The sequence below is a fragment of the uncultured Campylobacter sp. genome (assembly GCF_938040115.1).
GTDB lineage: Bacteria > Campylobacterota > Campylobacteria > Campylobacterales > Campylobacteraceae > Campylobacter_A.
In genome coordinates this window covers 1-15601 of sequence record NZ_CALHXD010000229.1, presented here as the reverse complement: position 1 = coordinate 15601, position 15601 = coordinate 1, and the positions used below count along the sequence as shown (strand labels likewise).

At 46.4% G+C, this 15601-nt stretch carries 12 protein-coding genes and 1 pseudogene; 5 read left to right on the top strand and 8 right to left on the bottom strand.

Annotated features, from left to right (window positions below; translation table 11 throughout):
- The 5 genes from leuS to yajC form a co-directional block, all read right to left on the bottom strand.
- On the bottom strand, window positions 1-1639 hold a 1639-nt coding region (gene leuS, locus Q0314_RS07810; RefSeq protein ID WP_298058019.1), incomplete at its 3' end, for a leucine--tRNA ligase.
- A gap of 8 nt (window positions 1640-1647) precedes the next feature.
- Window positions 1648-1986 (bottom strand): DUF6394 family protein, encoded by a 339-nt coding sequence (locus Q0314_RS07805; RefSeq protein WP_002953043.1) that lies wholly within the window; start codon window positions 1984-1986, stop codon window positions 1648-1650.
- Window positions 1987-1995: 9 nt separating this feature from the next.
- On the bottom strand, window positions 1996-2967 hold the full coding sequence (secF, locus tag Q0314_RS07800) for a protein translocase subunit SecF (protein ID WP_298058017.1): 972 nt from the start codon (window positions 2965-2967) through the stop codon (window positions 1996-1998).
- Window positions 2968-4548 carry a protein translocase subunit SecD gene (gene secD, locus Q0314_RS07795; protein ID WP_298058015.1) on the bottom strand — a complete coding sequence of 527 codons (1581 nt, stop codon included), beginning with the start codon at window positions 4546-4548 and terminating at the stop codon, window positions 2968-2970.
- Window positions 4541-4831: a preprotein translocase subunit YajC gene (gene yajC, locus Q0314_RS07790; protein ID WP_298058013.1), complete on the bottom strand. Its 291-nt coding sequence runs from the start codon at window positions 4829-4831 to the stop codon at window positions 4541-4543. Before yajC ends, secD begins: the two co-directional genes overlap by 8 nt.
- Here yajC and Q0314_RS07785 point away from each other — a divergent pair.
- On the top strand, window positions 4804-6105 hold the full coding sequence (locus Q0314_RS07785) for an apolipoprotein N-acyltransferase (RefSeq protein WP_298058010.1): 1302 nt from the start codon (window positions 4804-4806) through the stop codon (window positions 6103-6105). The genes yajC and Q0314_RS07785 overlap by 28 nt on opposite strands.
- 11 nt (window positions 6106-6116) lie before the next feature.
- Here the strand turns inward: Q0314_RS07785 and Q0314_RS07780 are convergent, their stop codons facing one another.
- Entirely contained in the window at window positions 6117-6716 is a 600-nt protein-coding gene (locus tag Q0314_RS07780; RefSeq protein WP_298058008.1) for a hypothetical protein, read from the bottom strand.
- 133 nt (window positions 6717-6849) lie between these two features.
- A complete protein-coding gene (gene metK, locus Q0314_RS07775) occupies window positions 6850-8052 on the bottom strand; it encodes a methionine adenosyltransferase (RefSeq protein WP_298058006.1) in 1203 nt (400 codons plus the stop codon).
- Window positions 8053-8194: 142 nt separating this feature from the next.
- On the opposite strand from metK, the gene sstT reads away from it, so the two are divergent.
- The 4 genes from sstT (at window position 8195) to Q0314_RS07755 (ending at window position 15176) form a co-directional block, all read left to right on the top strand.
- Window positions 8195-9499 carry a serine/threonine transporter SstT gene (gene sstT / locus Q0314_RS07770; protein ID WP_298058004.1) on the top strand — a complete coding sequence of 435 codons (1305 nt, stop codon included), beginning with the start codon at window positions 8195-8197 and terminating at the stop codon, window positions 9497-9499.
- 15 nt (window positions 9500-9514) lie between these two features.
- Window positions 9515-11236, top strand: a complete 1722-nt coding sequence (locus Q0314_RS07765; RefSeq protein WP_298058002.1) for a M3 family oligoendopeptidase — start codon at window positions 9515-9517, stop codon at window positions 11234-11236.
- A 175-nt stretch (window positions 11237-11411) separates the two neighbouring features.
- Window positions 11412-11849 (top strand): hypothetical protein, encoded by a 438-nt coding sequence (locus Q0314_RS07760; RefSeq protein WP_298058000.1) that lies wholly within the window; start codon window positions 11412-11414, stop codon window positions 11847-11849.
- Window positions 11850-12215: 366 nt separating this feature from the next.
- Window positions 12216-15176 (top strand): TonB-dependent hemoglobin/transferrin/lactoferrin family receptor, encoded by a 2961-nt coding sequence (locus tag Q0314_RS07755; RefSeq protein ID WP_298057998.1) that lies wholly within the window; start codon window positions 12216-12218, stop codon window positions 15174-15176.
- A 244-nt stretch (window positions 15177-15420) separates the two neighbouring features.
- Here the strand turns inward: Q0314_RS07755 and Q0314_RS07750 are convergent.
- A pseudogene (locus Q0314_RS07750) lies at window positions 15421-15601 on the bottom strand (LysR family transcriptional regulator); the annotation flags it as partial.

The following is a 15601-nucleotide window of genomic DNA, read 5'->3' as shown; positions in this document are numbered from 1 at the left end:
TACCGCCGATGTACTGGTCCACATTCATCCAATAATTCACGCTTTTTTCGTCAAATGCGCGTTCCTGCCACGTTTTTTCGTCGCTCGCGTATCTAGCGAAATACCAGCTACTCTCAAAAAACGTATCCATCGTATCGGTCTCGCGAACGGCCTCGCCGCCGCATTTTGGGCACTTTACGTGCTTCCAGCTCTCGTGTTTATCGAGCGGATTTCCCTCGCCTGTTATCTGCACGTCGTCAGGTAGCGTCACAGGCAAATTTTCGATATTCTCAGGCACGACGCCGCAGCACTTGCAGTGCACCATCGGTATCGGCGCGCCCCAGTAGCGCTGTCTAGAGATACCCCAGTCGCGGATTTTAAAATTTACGACGCGTTTGCCGATCTTGTCCGCTTCAAATTTTTCTATGATTTTTAGTTTTGCCTCTTCGCTGCCAAGACCGTTTATGAGCGGCGAATTTATAGATATTCCGTATTCTGTTAGCGCCTTGCCGCCCTCAAATTCGCCTTGCGCAGGTTTAACCACCCACTTTATCGGTAGGTCAAATTTGCTCGCAAACTCATAGTCGCGCTCATCGTGAGCCGGCACCGCCATAACCGCGCCGCTACCGTAGTCCGCTAAAACGAAATTTGCCACCCAAACAGGCACTTTTTCGCCCGTTAGCGGGTGTACGACGTTTATACCCAAAAACAGTCCGTCTTTTTCGCTAGCTTGGCGTTCGCGCGGGCTTTGGTTTAAAATTTTCCTGATTCGCTCAGCCTTATCCGCCTCTAGCTTACCGCTGTCAAGTAGTCTTTTTACGATCTTGTGCTCAGGCGCCAAGGCCGCGTAGCTAACGCCGTAAATCGTATCCGGGCGCGTAGTAAATACCTCAAAATCCTCTATCTGCTCGCCGCCTTCTAAAATTTGCTTCGACTCCTCGTCAAGCTCAAATTTAAACTCTAAGCCAAAGCTCTTGCCGATCCAGTTTTCCTGCATCGTGAGCACTTGAGACGGCCATTTGCCTTCAAGGCGCTTTAGATCGTCTAGCAGCTCCTGCGCGTAATCGGTGATCTTTAGATAGTAGCCAGGTAGCTCGCGCTGGATGACGGCATTTCCGCATCTCCAGCAGCATCCGTCCTCGACTTGCTCGTTAGCAAGTACGGTTTGGTCGTATTCGCACCAGTTTACGACCGCGCTTTTGCGGTAAACCAGCCCCTTTTCGTACATTTTGATGAAAAACTCTTGCTCAAATTTAGTATAAAGCGGGTCAGATGTCGCAAACTCGCGCTTTTTAGAAAAGCTAAGCCCTAGCGTCTCAAGCTCGCCGCGCATATAGTCTATATTTTCGTAAGTCCAAATTTTAGGATGGATTTTGTGCTTTATCGCCGCATTTTCTGCAGGCATACCGAAGCTATCAAATCCAATCGGATGAAGGACGTTGTAGCCGCGCTTGCGGTAGTAGCGAGCTAAGGCGTCGCCGATGGTGTAGTTTCTCACGTGCCCCATATGGATACGTCCGCTAGGATACGGAAACATGCTTAGGATGTATTTTTTAGGCAGGCTATAGTCGTCTTTGGGCTCAAATTCGCCGTTTTTGCTCCAAATTTCTTGCCATTTTTTTTCTATTTTCGCCGGCTCGTATTTTAAATTTTCACTCATTTTTACTCCTAAAATTCTTCTTGCGTCTTACCGGACTCGACCAAAACAAGCGCCAGAGAAAAGACGTTTGCTATCGCGGCGCCGATCGCTAGCGAATACGCCATATGCGCGTTGCCGTTTACCTGAAGCAGCACAAAAGCCGGAATAAGGTGCAAGTCCGCCACTAGCGAGCTGGCAAAAAGCTCTGCAGCAAAGACGTTTTTGACGCCGATTTTTAGTAGCGTCGAGATCACGTTTACGCTCGCCGCTACAAATAGTGCAATCTCGTTTTTATCGTATAAAAACCCCGCCGTCGTCGTCAGGCTCATAAGCGCGAAAAATATATAAACAACCTTACCCCAGTTCATCGCTTCTCCTTAAATAGTGCCTTTTTCAAACATCGCGCGTTGCTTGTCTTTTTCTCTTTGTACGCGCGCCTTTTCCGCTTCCATAGCGCGGTATTTCTCCACGCTAAATTTAAACCACAAAAGCATAGGCGCAGCGACGAATATCGAGCTAAGCGTACCGATGACTATGCCAACTATCAACGCCAAAGAAAATCCGTGTATCATATCTCCGCCAAACAAAAATAGCACGACGACCGTGATGAGCGTGGTGCCCGAGGTGAGTATCGTTCTAGTTAGCGTCGCGGAGACCGATTCGTTTATTATCGTGTCAAGATGCGTGCTCTTGCTGGTTTTTATATTTTCTCTGATACGGTCAAAGACGATGATCGTATCATTTAGCGAGTAGCCCACGACCGTAAGGATCGCCGCGAGAGTGTCCAAATTTACGTCGATAGCAAAAAAGCTGATTGCGCCCATCGTAATCACGACGTCGTGAATCTCCGAGGCCACCGCCGCCATCGCAAATCTCCACTCAAATCTAAACGCGATATAGATCAAAATACCAACAAGCGAGATTGCAAGCGCCATCACACCCTTTTCGCGTAGCTCGTCGCCGACTTTAGGCCCGACCACGTCCGTACGGCGGATCTCAAATTTACCCGTATCTTTTAAAAGCTCGGCTACGCTAGCTCCCACGTCGCTACCTAAATTTGAGTTCGTCCCAGAAAATCTAATCGTAACCTCTTCCGCCGAGCCAAACTCCGTAACACTGGCGTTTTTATAGGCTTCGTCTTTTGCCAAAGCCGAGCGAATTTTATCCAGCGAGACCGCACTATCGTATTTCATCTGGATGAGCGTACCGCCGGAAAAGTCGATGCCGTAGTTAAAGCCTTTCGTCGCCATCAAAAAAAGCGAACCGAAAAATAGCACGGCTGAGACAGCTAGCGCGATGTAGCGCTTGCTCATAAAACCATAAACATGTGCCTTTGAGAAAAATTGCATTTACACCCTTTTATAACCGAACCAAAACCGCGTGTTACCGCTTTTTTCTATTTTATTTATAATCGTATCAAACATACCGTGAGTACCCAAGATCGCCGTTATCATCGAGGCGATGATACCTATGCCCATAGTTACGGCAAAGCCCTTAACCGGTCCCGTACCGTAGGCGTAAAGCACGACCGAGGTGATAAGCGTGGTCAAATTTGCGTCGATAATAGCGCTCATCGCGTTCTCATAACCTTTTTTCACGCTCGTTGCGATACTGGCCCCGTCGCGCAGCAGCTCTCTGATACGCTCGTTTATGATGACGTTAGCATCCACGGCCATACCGATGGTTAGCACTATACCGGCCATTCCCGGTAGCGTTAAGGCAGCGCCGAACATCGCCATCACGGCGACTAGTATCAAGATATTTGCGATCAGTGCGATATTTGCCAAAATGCCGCTAAATCCGTAATAAGCTATCATAAACAGCACCACTAAAACAGAAGCCGACGCAAGCGCGATCATAGATTGTCTTATGCTATCTGCACCCAGGCTTGGTCCTACGCTTCGCTTTTCTAGCATTTTTACGGGAGCTAAAAGAGCGCCGCTTCTAAGCGCGATAGCCACGTCGTGAGCCTCCTCTACGCTAAATCCGCCGCTTATCTGGCCGCTTCCGCCGCCGATTCTCTCGTTTATCGATGGAGCCGAGTAAACCCTGCCGTCAAGCACGATAGCTAGACGTTTTCCCACATTTGCGCCGGTAAAATCGCCAAAAATTCTAGCTCCCTCAGCATTTAGAGTAAAGCTGATGATAGGCGCGTTCGTGCGCTGATCAAAGGCCACTCTAGCGTCCGTTAGCATCGCTCCGTCAAGGACGGGGATGTTTTTTACGACGTATTTTATCTGTTCGTTTTTGACGTCTGGATAGATGATGTCGCCGTAGCTCTCAGCCTCAGCCTCGCTCATCGAGTTTGCCTGCGACTGGCGCTTTTCATCGACGGCCATTAGCTGGAGGTGCGCGGCTTTTGCGATGAGATCGCGTGCGCGCTGCTCATCGGCTGCCGTTTTGATACCGGGAAGCTCGACTAGGATATTATCCTTGCCCTGTCTTGCTACCGTAGGCTCTGCTAGACCGAACTGATCGAGACGGTTTCTGATAGTTTCGACCGCTTGATTTATCGCGTATTCGATAGTTTCGGCCTTCTCGGCGTCGGTTAAGCCGATAGAGTATTTTAGTCCGTCTTTTTGTACGTTAAGACCCTTAATATCTTTTAGCATGCCGTCAATTTTAGCGGCTTCGTCCGCGTCGAGTAGCTCAAAGTCCACCTTGTCTTCGCGGATCTTAAAGCTATCGATTAAAACGTCCTCTTTTTTCGCAAAATAGTTCACGCTAGCGGCTATAGATTTGATCTTTGAGTGCACGGCCTCCTCGGTCTCAACGCCAAGAAGCATATGAAGTCCGCCCTGCAAGTCAAGTCCTAGACTGATTTTAGACCCGCCTAGCTTGTCCGTAAAAGACGGCGCGGAAAATATAATGCCCAAAATCAAAGCCAAAGCAAAGATAATTAGCCTATACGTTATTTTGCCGTTACGCATTTGCTTTCGTCTCTGTTTTTTCTATTTTTCTCGCGATAAATTCGCGTGAAACGCGCACGATTACGTCGTCGTTAAGCTTAACTCTGATAAAATCCTCTTCCGGTTTTATCACCTCGCAGATTAGTCCGCCGCTAGTTATGATCTTGTCGCCCTTTTCGAGTGCGGCTAGCATCGCGGCATGAGCTTTTTGCTGTTTTTGCTGCGGTCTGATAACCAAAAAATAAAATATCGCGAAAAGCACGACTAGAGGCAGTAATGAAGCTACGAAATTTCCTTCTTGCATGGGGTTCCTTGATAAAAAAAATTTTAAGCCCTTATTTTAGCACTAAAATTATAATAAAAGCCTTTGTCGGCGCGATTTTAATCTCAAATTTTATACTAGCCGATGTTTTAGGCGGCGAAATTTTAAATTTTATCTCGCCGTTTTTTGCGATCGCGGGCTTTTATTTGCTACTCAAATTTGACCGCCGCGGCTTTTTTTGGACGGGATTTTTTATCGGGATCATTTGGTTTTACTGGATCAGCTTTAGCCTCGTTTATTACGAGCTTAGCTACCTCATCCCGCTTGAAATTTTAGCTATCGGGATCATCTACGGCGCGCTGTTTTTGATAGCGGGCATCCCGGCTCAAATTTGGCTAAAGGCTTTGCTGCTTATTTTAGTTTCAAATATCCATCCATTCGGCTTTAACTGGCTAAATTTAGAAGCCGTTTTCGTGCCGGGCATATTTGCGCCCAGTTTGCTCGCGCTTGCGTTTATTTTCGCCGCGATTTTGTGCCTGTTTTACGTCAAAAACCGCCTCAAATTTATCGCTTTTGCCGCGATTTTAGCCTGCGCGGTGCAGTATGGTACGCCAAATTTTAAAACTCTGCCTTTTGAAGTAAAGCTCGCAAACACCGAAGTCGCGCAAGAGCTAAAGTGGCAAAAGCAGCTAAAAAACGAGTTTATAAATCAAAATTTAGCCATCATAGACGAGGCGATAAACGCCAGATTTAGAGCGGTTATTTTGCCTGAGAGCGCCTTTCCAGTCTATATGACGCACGAGCGAAATCTAATCTCCGAGCTACTGGAAAAATCGCAAAAGATCGCTATCGTCGCAGGCGCGCTAGCTCGCGAAAACGGCACCAACTACAACTCGGCGTTTTTCTTTGACCGCGGCAAGATGCGGCGGCTGGATAAATTTATCCTCGTGCCTTTTGGCGAGGAGATTCCGTTGCCAGCGTTTGCTCGTGATTTGATAAATAAAATATTTTTTGGCGGCGCGAAGGATTTTGAGACGGCAAGTGCTCCTAGCGACTACGAGATAGATGGCGTAAAAATCAGAAACGCGATCTGCTACGAAGCGACGAGAGACGAGCTGTTTACGGGAGAATTTGATGTCATGATCGCGGTTACTAACAACGGCTGGTTCGTGCCTAGCACCGAGCCAAATTTACAGCGAAATTTGCTCAAATACTACGCGACGAAATACGGCAAAGCCATCTATCACAGCGTAAACGGCTCGCCGTCTGAGATAATCACGCCAAAGCAAGGCTTGCTCGATAAATTTTTCAGATAAATTTGCTAAATTTAGGCGTTTTTATGTTCGCAAAAAAGTAGCCGAATTTGCAACGCTGCGTAAGCCATGCAAGCCGCTGCAATAATCAAAAATATAAAATCAATCGTCATCTGCCAAAATAGCTCACCGGGAGCTTTCAACACCCATTCGTATTCAGGCGAATTTCTTGGCTTACGATATCCGATATAATAACCTGCAAAATCCCTATTTATCAAAAAACCAGCCCACAAAATACCGCAAAATGAAACGAAAAATCCCACTACCGGATTTTCTTTTCTTGCTTGTTTCATTACGCGAGCTTTATTTTCTTTACTGCCGCACAGCAAGCAAGCCGCGACGAAACCGACAAGCATGACGACCTTAACAACCCCCATATAAGCGATATAAAACGCTGCCTTTTGCGTAAAATCGGTGTGAGTAAAGGCTCGCTCTACTGCGGGGTAAATTTTAAGCATAGCTTCCACGAAATCTCGCGCCAAAGAGGAGCGCGCCAGCACGTCAAAAGGCAATACAAAAATGCCTAGCGCGCAAAGAAAATAAAAAGCGCAAAGCCCGAGCAGAACGAGTCCGAGCGTCTTGTTTACACCGTTTTGGTTTGTTGCCGTTTGCATTTTAATTCTCTTTAAATTTTGTCGCGCGGTTTTTGGAGTAAAATTTAAGACGTAAAGCGGGGCGAAATTTCATACGAAGCCTTAAATTTGAGGGTAAATTTAAGCCCGCGTTAAATTTAGCGGGCTTGAGAGATTATTTAATCAAAGCTTTAAAAGTATCAACCGCGTCAAGCTTTTCCCACGGATATTTGGCGTTTCCGACTTGACCTTTGGCTGCTACTTTAGCGTATAAAAACGTATCTTTGCCGGGTTTATCCAGGCCGAATTTATTTGTTATCCAGCGCGGAGTGAGGGCGAAGTTTTCGCTAACGAAATTTGACAGCATATCGTCGTTTACGCCGGCGATCTGCGTGCCCATAGTATCTACGCTAACAGAGGTCGGTTTTGCCATACCGATAGCGTAGCTTAGCTGGACGATGCATTTTTTAGCAAGGCCGGCCGCGACGATGTTTTTAGCTATCCAGCGCGCTGCGTAAAGACCGCTGCGATCGACTTTGGTGTAGTCCTTGCTGCTTTGCGCGCCGCCGCCTATCGGGCTATATCCGCCAAAACTATCTACGATGAGCTTGCGACCCGTTAGCCCGCTGTCGTGAAGCGAGCTGTGATTTACGTAACGGCCGGTCGGATTTATATAAATAATCGTTTTTTCTTTATTGTATAGCTTTTCGGGTAGCCCCGTCTCGTCTATTAGCCCCTGTACTAGCGCGCGCAGTTCTTCTATTTTCATACTCTCTACGCAAGGGGCGGATACTACGATCGTGTGAATGCTTTGCGGTTTGCAGTTTTCAAAGTTATCCTTCGTGCCGTAGTCTACGGTAACCTGAGTTTTGATATCGACGCCCAGTTTATCGGGGTTGGCTTTGGCAAATTTATAAACCTTATCGCAAAGCATCCTGGCGTAGGTTATGGCTGCGGGCATGTATTCGTTCGCTTCGCAGCTAGCAAAGCCAAACATTATGCCCTGATCTCCAGCGCCGATCTCGCCGCCTTCTTGATCGACGCCTTGATTTATATCCGCGCTTTGCTGATTTATGCAGACTTTTATCTCGACGTCGTCTGGGTGCAGGCACTGCTCTTTCGTAAATTTAGACTTGCCGTCGTAGCCGATTTTGGCTAGTGCGTTTTTAACGATACCTTCATAATCTTTGAAGCTTAACTTGACCTTTGAGTTTATCTCGCCGCCTATTATAATGTTTTTACCCGCGACAAAAACTTCGCTGGCGACGCGACCATTTGGGTCTTGCATCAAGATCGTATCTACGATGCTGTCGGCGATGATGTCGGCGCATTTATCCGGGTGACCCGGGCTCACAACCTCTGAAGTAAATAAATACATGCTTTTCCTTTATGAAAATTAATCTCGCAATTGTAACATTTCATAATAAAATTCAAATTAATCTCGCTCAAAGCTTGTAAATTCCGCGTAAATTCGGCTATAATCCTAAACTAATATTAAATTTTAAGGCAAGGACACTAGAATGTTTAGCAAACTGGCAAAAAGGTTCGCCGACGGAAATTTGATCGTTCAAATTTTGATCGGCATAGCTCTAGGCGCCGTTATCGGCTTTTGGACGCACTATCAGGCGGCTCCTTATAACGAGCTAATCGCAAAAGGCGTGAGCGACGCAGCGCAATTAGCCGCAGCAAAAAAAGACCTAACCGACGTGGCAAATTCGGTCGCTAACTCCATCGCCGTTTTGGGTAACCTCTTCGTCGGCGCGCTTAAAGCTATCGCGCCTATCCTGGTTTTCGTACTAGTTGCAACATCTATCATCGTAAAAGAATTCGGCCACGCAAAAGGCATGCAAAAGGTAGTTACGCTCTACCTAGTCGGCACGTTTTTAGCTGCCGTAGTTGCGGTCGTAGCAAGCTTTCTTTTCCCGATGGAGCTCGTGCTAAAAGGCGTCGAGAGCGCAAATATGAGCGCTCCACAAGGCATCGTCGACGTCCTAAAAGACCTCATCTTTAAAATGGTTCAAAACCCTATCACCGCGCTATCTAGCGGCAACTACATCGGCATCATCACTTGGGCCGTGGGCGGCGGTATCGCGATGAGATTTTGCACGCAAGAAACCAAAAAAGTATTCCAAGACGTTAGCGACGGCGTGACTAAAATCGTTAGATTTATCATCCGCTTGGCGCCATTTGGTATCTTTGGTCTAGTCACCATCAGCATCCACGAGACGGGCTTTGAAGCGCTTGCGGGCTACCTAAAACTAATCCTCGTTCTAGTTGGCGCGATGGCTTTTGTTTCCTTCATCGTTTACCCTGCAATGGTGTTTGTAGTTACCAAGAAAAACCCTTATCCGCTTGTTATGACTTGCGTGAGAGAGAGCGCGGTTACGGCGTTTTTCACTCGTTCGTCTGCGGCAAATATCCCCGTAAATATGGCGCTTTGCAAAAAACTAGGGCTAAAAGAGGAGCTCTACTCGATCTCTATCCCGCTAGGAGCCACTATAAACATGGGCGGAGCGGCCGTAACTATCGGTATCTTGGCGCTTGCGGCGGTAAACTCGATCCCGTCTATCACGGTTGATTTTGGCGACGCGCTACTACTTTGCTTTATCTCAGCCCTTGGTGCGTGCGGAGCTTCAGGCGTCGCGGGCGGTTCGCTACTGCTAGTGCCGCTTGCTTGCGCGCTATTTGGTATCGGTAACGACATCGCGATGCAAGTTGTCGGCGTAGGATTTATCATCGGCGTGATCCAAGACTCGGTAGAAACAGCCGTAAACAGCGCGTCTGACGTACTTTTCACCGCCGTAGCCTCAGAAACCGTAGAGTAAATTTAAGGCTGCAAAATGAACGTTTGGGACTTGACCCCGCTTTTTAAAAACGAAAAAGAGCTTGAAAAATCAGCTCTTTCGTTACAAAACGAGTGCGAAAAATTTGAAGCCAAATACTCGGATAAATTTTTAAATTTAAGCGACGAGGAGTTTTTTGCCGCGCTTAACGAATATGAAAATTTGTTAGAAAACATCGCTCGCGTGCAAATTTACGTGAGCCTAGTTTTCTCAAAAGACACCTCAAAAGGCGCGTTTTACGCCAAATTTGACGAGCTAAGCTCAAAAGCGCAAAATCATCTACTCTTTTTCGAGCTTAAATTTAACGAATTTGACGAGGCTCGCCAAAACAAAATCATCGCCAAAAGCCAAAGACTTGGCTACTATCTAGCCAATATCGCAAAAGAAAAAGCCCACCAGCTAAGCCTAAAAGAGGAGCAAATTTTACTACGCACGGCAAACACCGGCGCAGAGGGCTTCTCGCGGCTTTTTGACGAGACGCTAAGCGCGCTTAAGTTTAAATTTAAAGGCAAAATGCTGGGCGAAGAGGAGATCTTATCCAAGCTTCACAGCCCAGACCGAGCCGAGCGAAAAGCGGCCGCAAAGAGCCTCTCAGACGGACTAGCGCCGCAGCAGCATCTGCTTAGCTACATCTATAATATGATAAAAACCAGCCTAAAAACTAGCTGCGAACTGCGGAAATTTGATCTGCCAGAAAGTCCTCGGCATTTTTCAAACCAAACGACCAAGGCTAGCGTGGACGCGCTCATAAAGGCCGCCGAGACGAGCTTTGATCTGCCGATTAAATTTTACGAAAAAAAGCGTAAAATTTTAGGTTTTAAAAAGCTCTACGACTACGATAGATACGCGCCGCTGGGCGAAAGCAAGAGCGTTTATAAATTTGAAGAGTGCAAAAAAATCGTGCTTGAGACTTTTTCTAAATTTAGCCCGAAATTCGGCGAGATAGCCGCTCGCGCGTTTAAAGAGGGCTGGATCGACGTTTATCCGGCCGAAAATAAACGAGGCGGCGCCTTTTCGCAATCAGGCGTCGCAAAAGCCCATCCATACGTGCTTTTAAACCACACCGACGAGAGGCGGGATCTTTTTACACTAGCGCACGAGCTAGGTCACGCCGCGCATCAAAATCTAGCCTATGAAAGCGTCGGATTTCTAAACGCCGACACGCCGCTAACTACGGCAGAAACAGCATCGGTCTTTTGCGAGATGCTGGTTTTTGATCACGTCAAAAGCACGCTAAAAGGCAGAGAAAAAACCGCCCTACTCGCCGGCAAGATCGAGGATATCTTCGCCACGCTCTACCGCCAGATAAACTTCACTACCTTTGAGCGCCGAGTTCACGCGCATGAGGGCGAGATCAGCGCCGAGGAGCTAAATAAAATTTGGCTTGAGGAGAGTGCTAAGATGTTCGGGCAAAGCGTCGCGCTAAACGACTACTATAAAATTTGGTGGAGTTACATCCCGCACTTCATCCATACGCCGTTTTACTGCTACGCCTACTCCTACGCGCAGCTTTTGGTGCTGGCGATTTTTGGGCTTTATAAAAGCGGCAAATGCGAAAATTTCGTGCAAATTTACACCGAGTTTTTAAGCGCGGGCGGCTCGCGCTCGCCAAAAGAGCTGGTCGGGATGTTCGGCTTTGATATAGAGGACGCTGCGTTTTGGCAAATCGGCATAAACGAGGTTAGAAAGCTAGTGGAGGAGTTTTGCCAGGAGGCGTAACGGGCATAAATTTGACGCGTTTTGGGGAGTAAATTTAAAAGCGTGGGCAAATTTGACGAGCCGAACCGAGTCAGGGACAGCAATAAATTTGAAGCTAAATTTTGCGTTTATTTGAAGCCAAATTCGGCACGACTGCGGACAGTAAATTTGAGAAAAGGCACAAAAAGGAGGTAAAATGCTTGATGAGATTTTAGACGACGAGAGATTTGCGGCGATGATGAAGGAGCACGTTTTTGAGTGCGTGGAGTATCTGCTAAAAAACGACCGCTCCTTTTCGGCGATGGCCAACCTTGATCTGGTCAAATTTAACCCCGAGCTGCCGGAGTACATTAAGAGCACTTTTACGGCGCCCGTTATCGTCTTTACGCTTGCCGGCTACACTTTTAGCAGCGCCAAGCTAACTCCAGACGAGCTGAGCTTCGAGGCGGGTTTTGGTAAGGAAAATTTCGCCAGCATCGTTAGCTTTCCGCTTGGAGCTATCGTGCAAATTTTGGTGGAAAACAGCCCGATTTTGGTAAATTTTTCTATTTACAAATCTCAAAAAAATCAGCTTGAAAAGTCGATGTCGGCGTTAATGTCAAACCCAAACAATAAAGATCTATTTAAAAAGTGAGCAAACTTTTATCCACCGTTTTGCTCACGCTATTTTTATAGATTTATTTTATGCGCATTTCCTTGATTTGAGCCGTGCGATATTGGTTTTGCAGGAGCAGACGGCTTTATAGCGCTTATTGCGCTTTACGTTTGATTTTTGTCAGATACAGGCTTTATCTTAAATTTACTAAATTTGCTTAAGCAAAATATTATCCTATTTGCAACGGTTTTACCAACAGCAACCCTTTTATTTCTTAATATAAAAAATTGATTTATAATTTTTAAATTAAATTCCAATCTTTTAATCAAACTATAAACAAATATTTATTATCATTTCGCATTTAAGAGCAAATGAATATCAAAACTATCGTTAATAAGGACAGGAATGAATCATCTTAAATTTTCTCTTGCCGCTTTGCTTCTTTTGTCAAATTTAAATGCAAAAGAGGCCGAAGTCGAGCTAAAAGAAGTAACGGTTAGCGGCGAAGCAGGCGCTGAGAATGATCCGATGCAAAAAAAAGTCGGCCAAAGCGTAAAAAGCGCCAAAGAACTAACCAAAACGCAGGTTTCTGATAACAAAGACCTAGTGCGATACGAAACGGGCGTAACAACCGTGGAGGCTGGGCGTTTCGGTCAGAGCGGCTACGCGATAAGAGGTGTGGAGGAAAACCGCGTGGCTATCACCGTTGACGGCCTCCATCAGGCTCAGACGCTAAGCTCGCAAGGCTTTAAGGAGCTATTTGAAGGATACGGAAACTTTAACAACACCCGCAACGGCGTGGAATTTGAAACGCTAAAACAAGCAACTATTTCAAAAGGCGCAGACTCAGTTCGCACGGGCTCAGGCTCTCTTGGTGGCTCCGTAATGTTTGAAACAAAAGACGCAAGGGATCTTTTGCTAGATAAGGACTATTTTTACGGCTACAAGGGCGGCTACAACACCGCCGATAATCAAACCATGCACTCGCACACCCTAGCCGGTAGGTTTAAGTGGTTTGACATCCTAGCCGTACAAACCAAGCGCAGACATCACGAGACGGAAAACTACGGCTACAAAGACTATGACGACAGCGTACTGGGTAGAACCAGAGAAAAGGCCGACCCGTACTACATCAAAAAAACGAGCAGCCTCATTAAGCTAGGCTTCCAGCCTCACGAGGAGCATAGATTTACCTTTATGTCAGATACCTACAAAAACCGATCTCAAGGCAAAGACCTATCATACACGCTTACGCTTTCTAGCAACAGGGACGAGATCATAGATACCGGTCTAAGATACAACGACGATATGATGGATAGGAAAAATCGCGCTTTTGCCTATGAAAATTTTAGCGAAACTCCGTTGTGGGATACGATGAAATTTACATACTCCAACCAAAAAATCAAATCCCGCGCCAGAACCGAGGAACACTGCCAAGCAGGAGAAAACTGCGCTGAAATTTCAAATCCTATCGGACTTCAGGTTAAAAACAACAAGGTTGTCGATAAGTACGGCGGCGAAGTAACTTTACAAAGAACCCAAGAAGTAGATCCGCAGTACGGCGGTCTAACGTGGGTAAACAGACTCGTAGATAGCCAAGGAGCCGTCCATGATCAGAATAAATTTAGTATCAATCAAAACGTAAGCAACACTTGGCTTGACTGCTCGGTATTTGACTGCTCTCAGCCAAATATCGACGTGCTAAAATACGACTACGCCACCGACCAGTACGTCAAATCAACCGTTCCACTAGATAAAAGCTACACCGACGCAAGCACGGGTAAGACCTTTAAGCAAAGCTCGCAGAGCGGATACCTAATCACTCCATACGGCAAGGGCTACTTAAGCCGCGACTGGAAAGAGCGCGATCTGGACACGAACACCAAACAGTTTAACCTAGACTTTAACAAATACGCCAAAACGGGCGACGTAGAGCACGATATCGCATACGGACTAAGCTTGGCTAGAACCGAAAAATCCATGACGAACAAGCAAGGCTACGATGCTACGAGCAGCCGGTGGTGGGCGCCTAAGACGCTAGGCACGGATTTTTCGGGTACGCCCTATACGTGCGAAAACGCACCGCTAACGCTACTTTACGCGCTTTGCCCTAGAACCGAGCCTCTCACGTCTTTTCTCATCCCCGTTAAAACAAAAGAAGGCGCGCTATACCTCAACGACGATATGCGCGTAAACGACTGGCTGGGGATAAATTTAGGCTACCGCTACGACAAGATAAAATATAAACCAAACTACGTCCCGGGCTCTACGCCTAAAATCCCGGACGATATGGTGCTAGGTCTTTTCGTACCGTATAATCCTAGCCCAGAGCCAAAATGGTGGGACTATGCAGATAGAAGCGAGTGGCAAAGAGCGCATGATGCATGGAAGCAAGAAGCGCCAAACAACGCGCTAGCAAACATAAAATACATCGCTAGGGATAAAAAATTTACTAATAGCTCTTATGCTATAGGAGCCGACATCGATCCGCTAGATTACTTTAGAGTACAGCTAAAATACTCCAAAGGCTTTAGAGCGCCGACTTCGGACGAGCTATATTTGGCGTTTAAGCATCCTGATTTTACCATCCAACCAAATCCGGATCTAAAGCCCGAAATAGCTAAGACAAAAGAGCTTGCATTGACGCTGCATGAGGATAAAAGCTTTATAACAACTAGCTTTTTTGAGACCAAATACGATAACTTTATAGATCTAATCTCGCTTGGCACCAAAAGCTATGCCACGGGCGGCGGCGGCAACACTATACCTTTTGCACTATACGGTAACGTAAACCGCAGCAAGGCTACCGTGCGCGGTCTTGAGATAAACTCTATGCTGCATTTTGGTCAAATTTCAGACTCGCTAAAGGGCTTTCACGCTAGCTACAAACTAACGCTGCAAAAAGGCAGAGTACAAACGGATAACGACGGTAAAGTGCCGATGAACGCCATCCAGCCGACTACTGCGATCTACGCTCTAGGCTACGCAAGCGCTGCGGATAAATTCGGCGCCGACATCTACGTCACTAGCGTCGCATCCAAAAAAGAAAAAGACACCTATAATATGTTCTGGCGCCTAGACACCGACCCGTATGGCAATCCGTATAATACAAACAGCCACTCTAAATGGCGAAGTAACGCCTACACGCTAGTAGACGTCGTAACCTACGTGCGCCCGATTAAAAATTTGACGTTTAGGCTAGGCGTTTATAACCTAACTAACGAAAAATACATCACTTGGGACGCTGCGCGCTCCATCAGGCCGTTTGGCACCATGAACATGATCGATAGAACCACTGGTTTAGGTATCAATCGCTTCTACTCTGCGGGCAGAAATTTCAGACTAAACTGGGAATTTACGTTCTAAACCGCATTTTATTCAGACGGGCTCTTGCCCGTCTCTTGCTTTTATTCTTATATACTTTCCATTTTTAAAGATATTAAATTTACCGTCAAATTTGACCGTAAATTTGGAAGTTATAAAATCGCCAAACCAAGATCATCTCCAGGTTCGGCAAGGATATTTTGCGCCAAATTTGCACGAGAGTATTTTAAATTTACGCGCCGAAAAGGCTAAATTTAGCCAAATTTGACACCTTCTCTAAAGCAGATTAAAAATTAAAACTCGTCTTGATCTTTAGAAATTTATGTAGCGCTTCCTCGTTTTCTTTTAACGCGGCGGCATAAACCGAGCGAGTGAGCTTAAATTTAGAGATGTTTATCTCAAATAGCCTGCCGTTTTTTAGCTCGTTTTGGATCAAAAATCTCGGCAAAAACGCCACATACGTATCG

Coding starts and splice junctions, on each gene's coding strand:
- Q0314_RS07755 (WP_298057998.1), top strand. CDS start 12,216: ATGAATCATCTTAAATTTTCTCTTGCCGCTTTGCTTCTTTTGTCAAAT.
- secF (WP_298058017.1), bottom strand. CDS start 2,967: ATGCAATTTTTCTCAAAGGCACATGTTTATGGTTTTATGAGCAAGCGC.
- Q0314_RS07805 (WP_002953043.1), bottom strand. CDS start 1,986: ATGAACTGGGGTAAGGTTGTTTATATATTTTTCGCGCTTATGAGCCTG.
- Q0314_RS07765 (WP_298058002.1), top strand. CDS start 9,515: ATGAACGTTTGGGACTTGACCCCGCTTTTTAAAAACGAAAAAGAGCTT.
- metK (WP_298058006.1), bottom strand. CDS start 8,052: ATGTATTTATTTACTTCAGAGGTTGTGAGCCCGGGTCACCCGGATAAA.
- yajC (WP_298058013.1), bottom strand. CDS start 4,831: ATGCAAGAAGGAAATTTCGTAGCTTCATTACTGCCTCTAGTCGTGCTT.
- Q0314_RS07760 (WP_298058000.1), top strand. CDS start 11,412: ATGCTTGATGAGATTTTAGACGACGAGAGATTTGCGGCGATGATGAAG.
- Q0314_RS07780 (WP_298058008.1), bottom strand. CDS start 6,716: ATGCAAACGGCAACAAACCAAAACGGTGTAAACAAGACGCTCGGACTC.
- sstT (WP_298058004.1), top strand. CDS start 8,195: ATGTTTAGCAAACTGGCAAAAAGGTTCGCCGACGGAAATTTGATCGTT.
- Q0314_RS07785 (WP_298058010.1), top strand. CDS start 4,804: ATGAAGCTACGAAATTTCCTTCTTGCATGGGGTTCCTTGATAAAAAAA.
- secD (WP_298058015.1), bottom strand. CDS start 4,548: ATGCGTAACGGCAAAATAACGTATAGGCTAATTATCTTTGCTTTGGCT.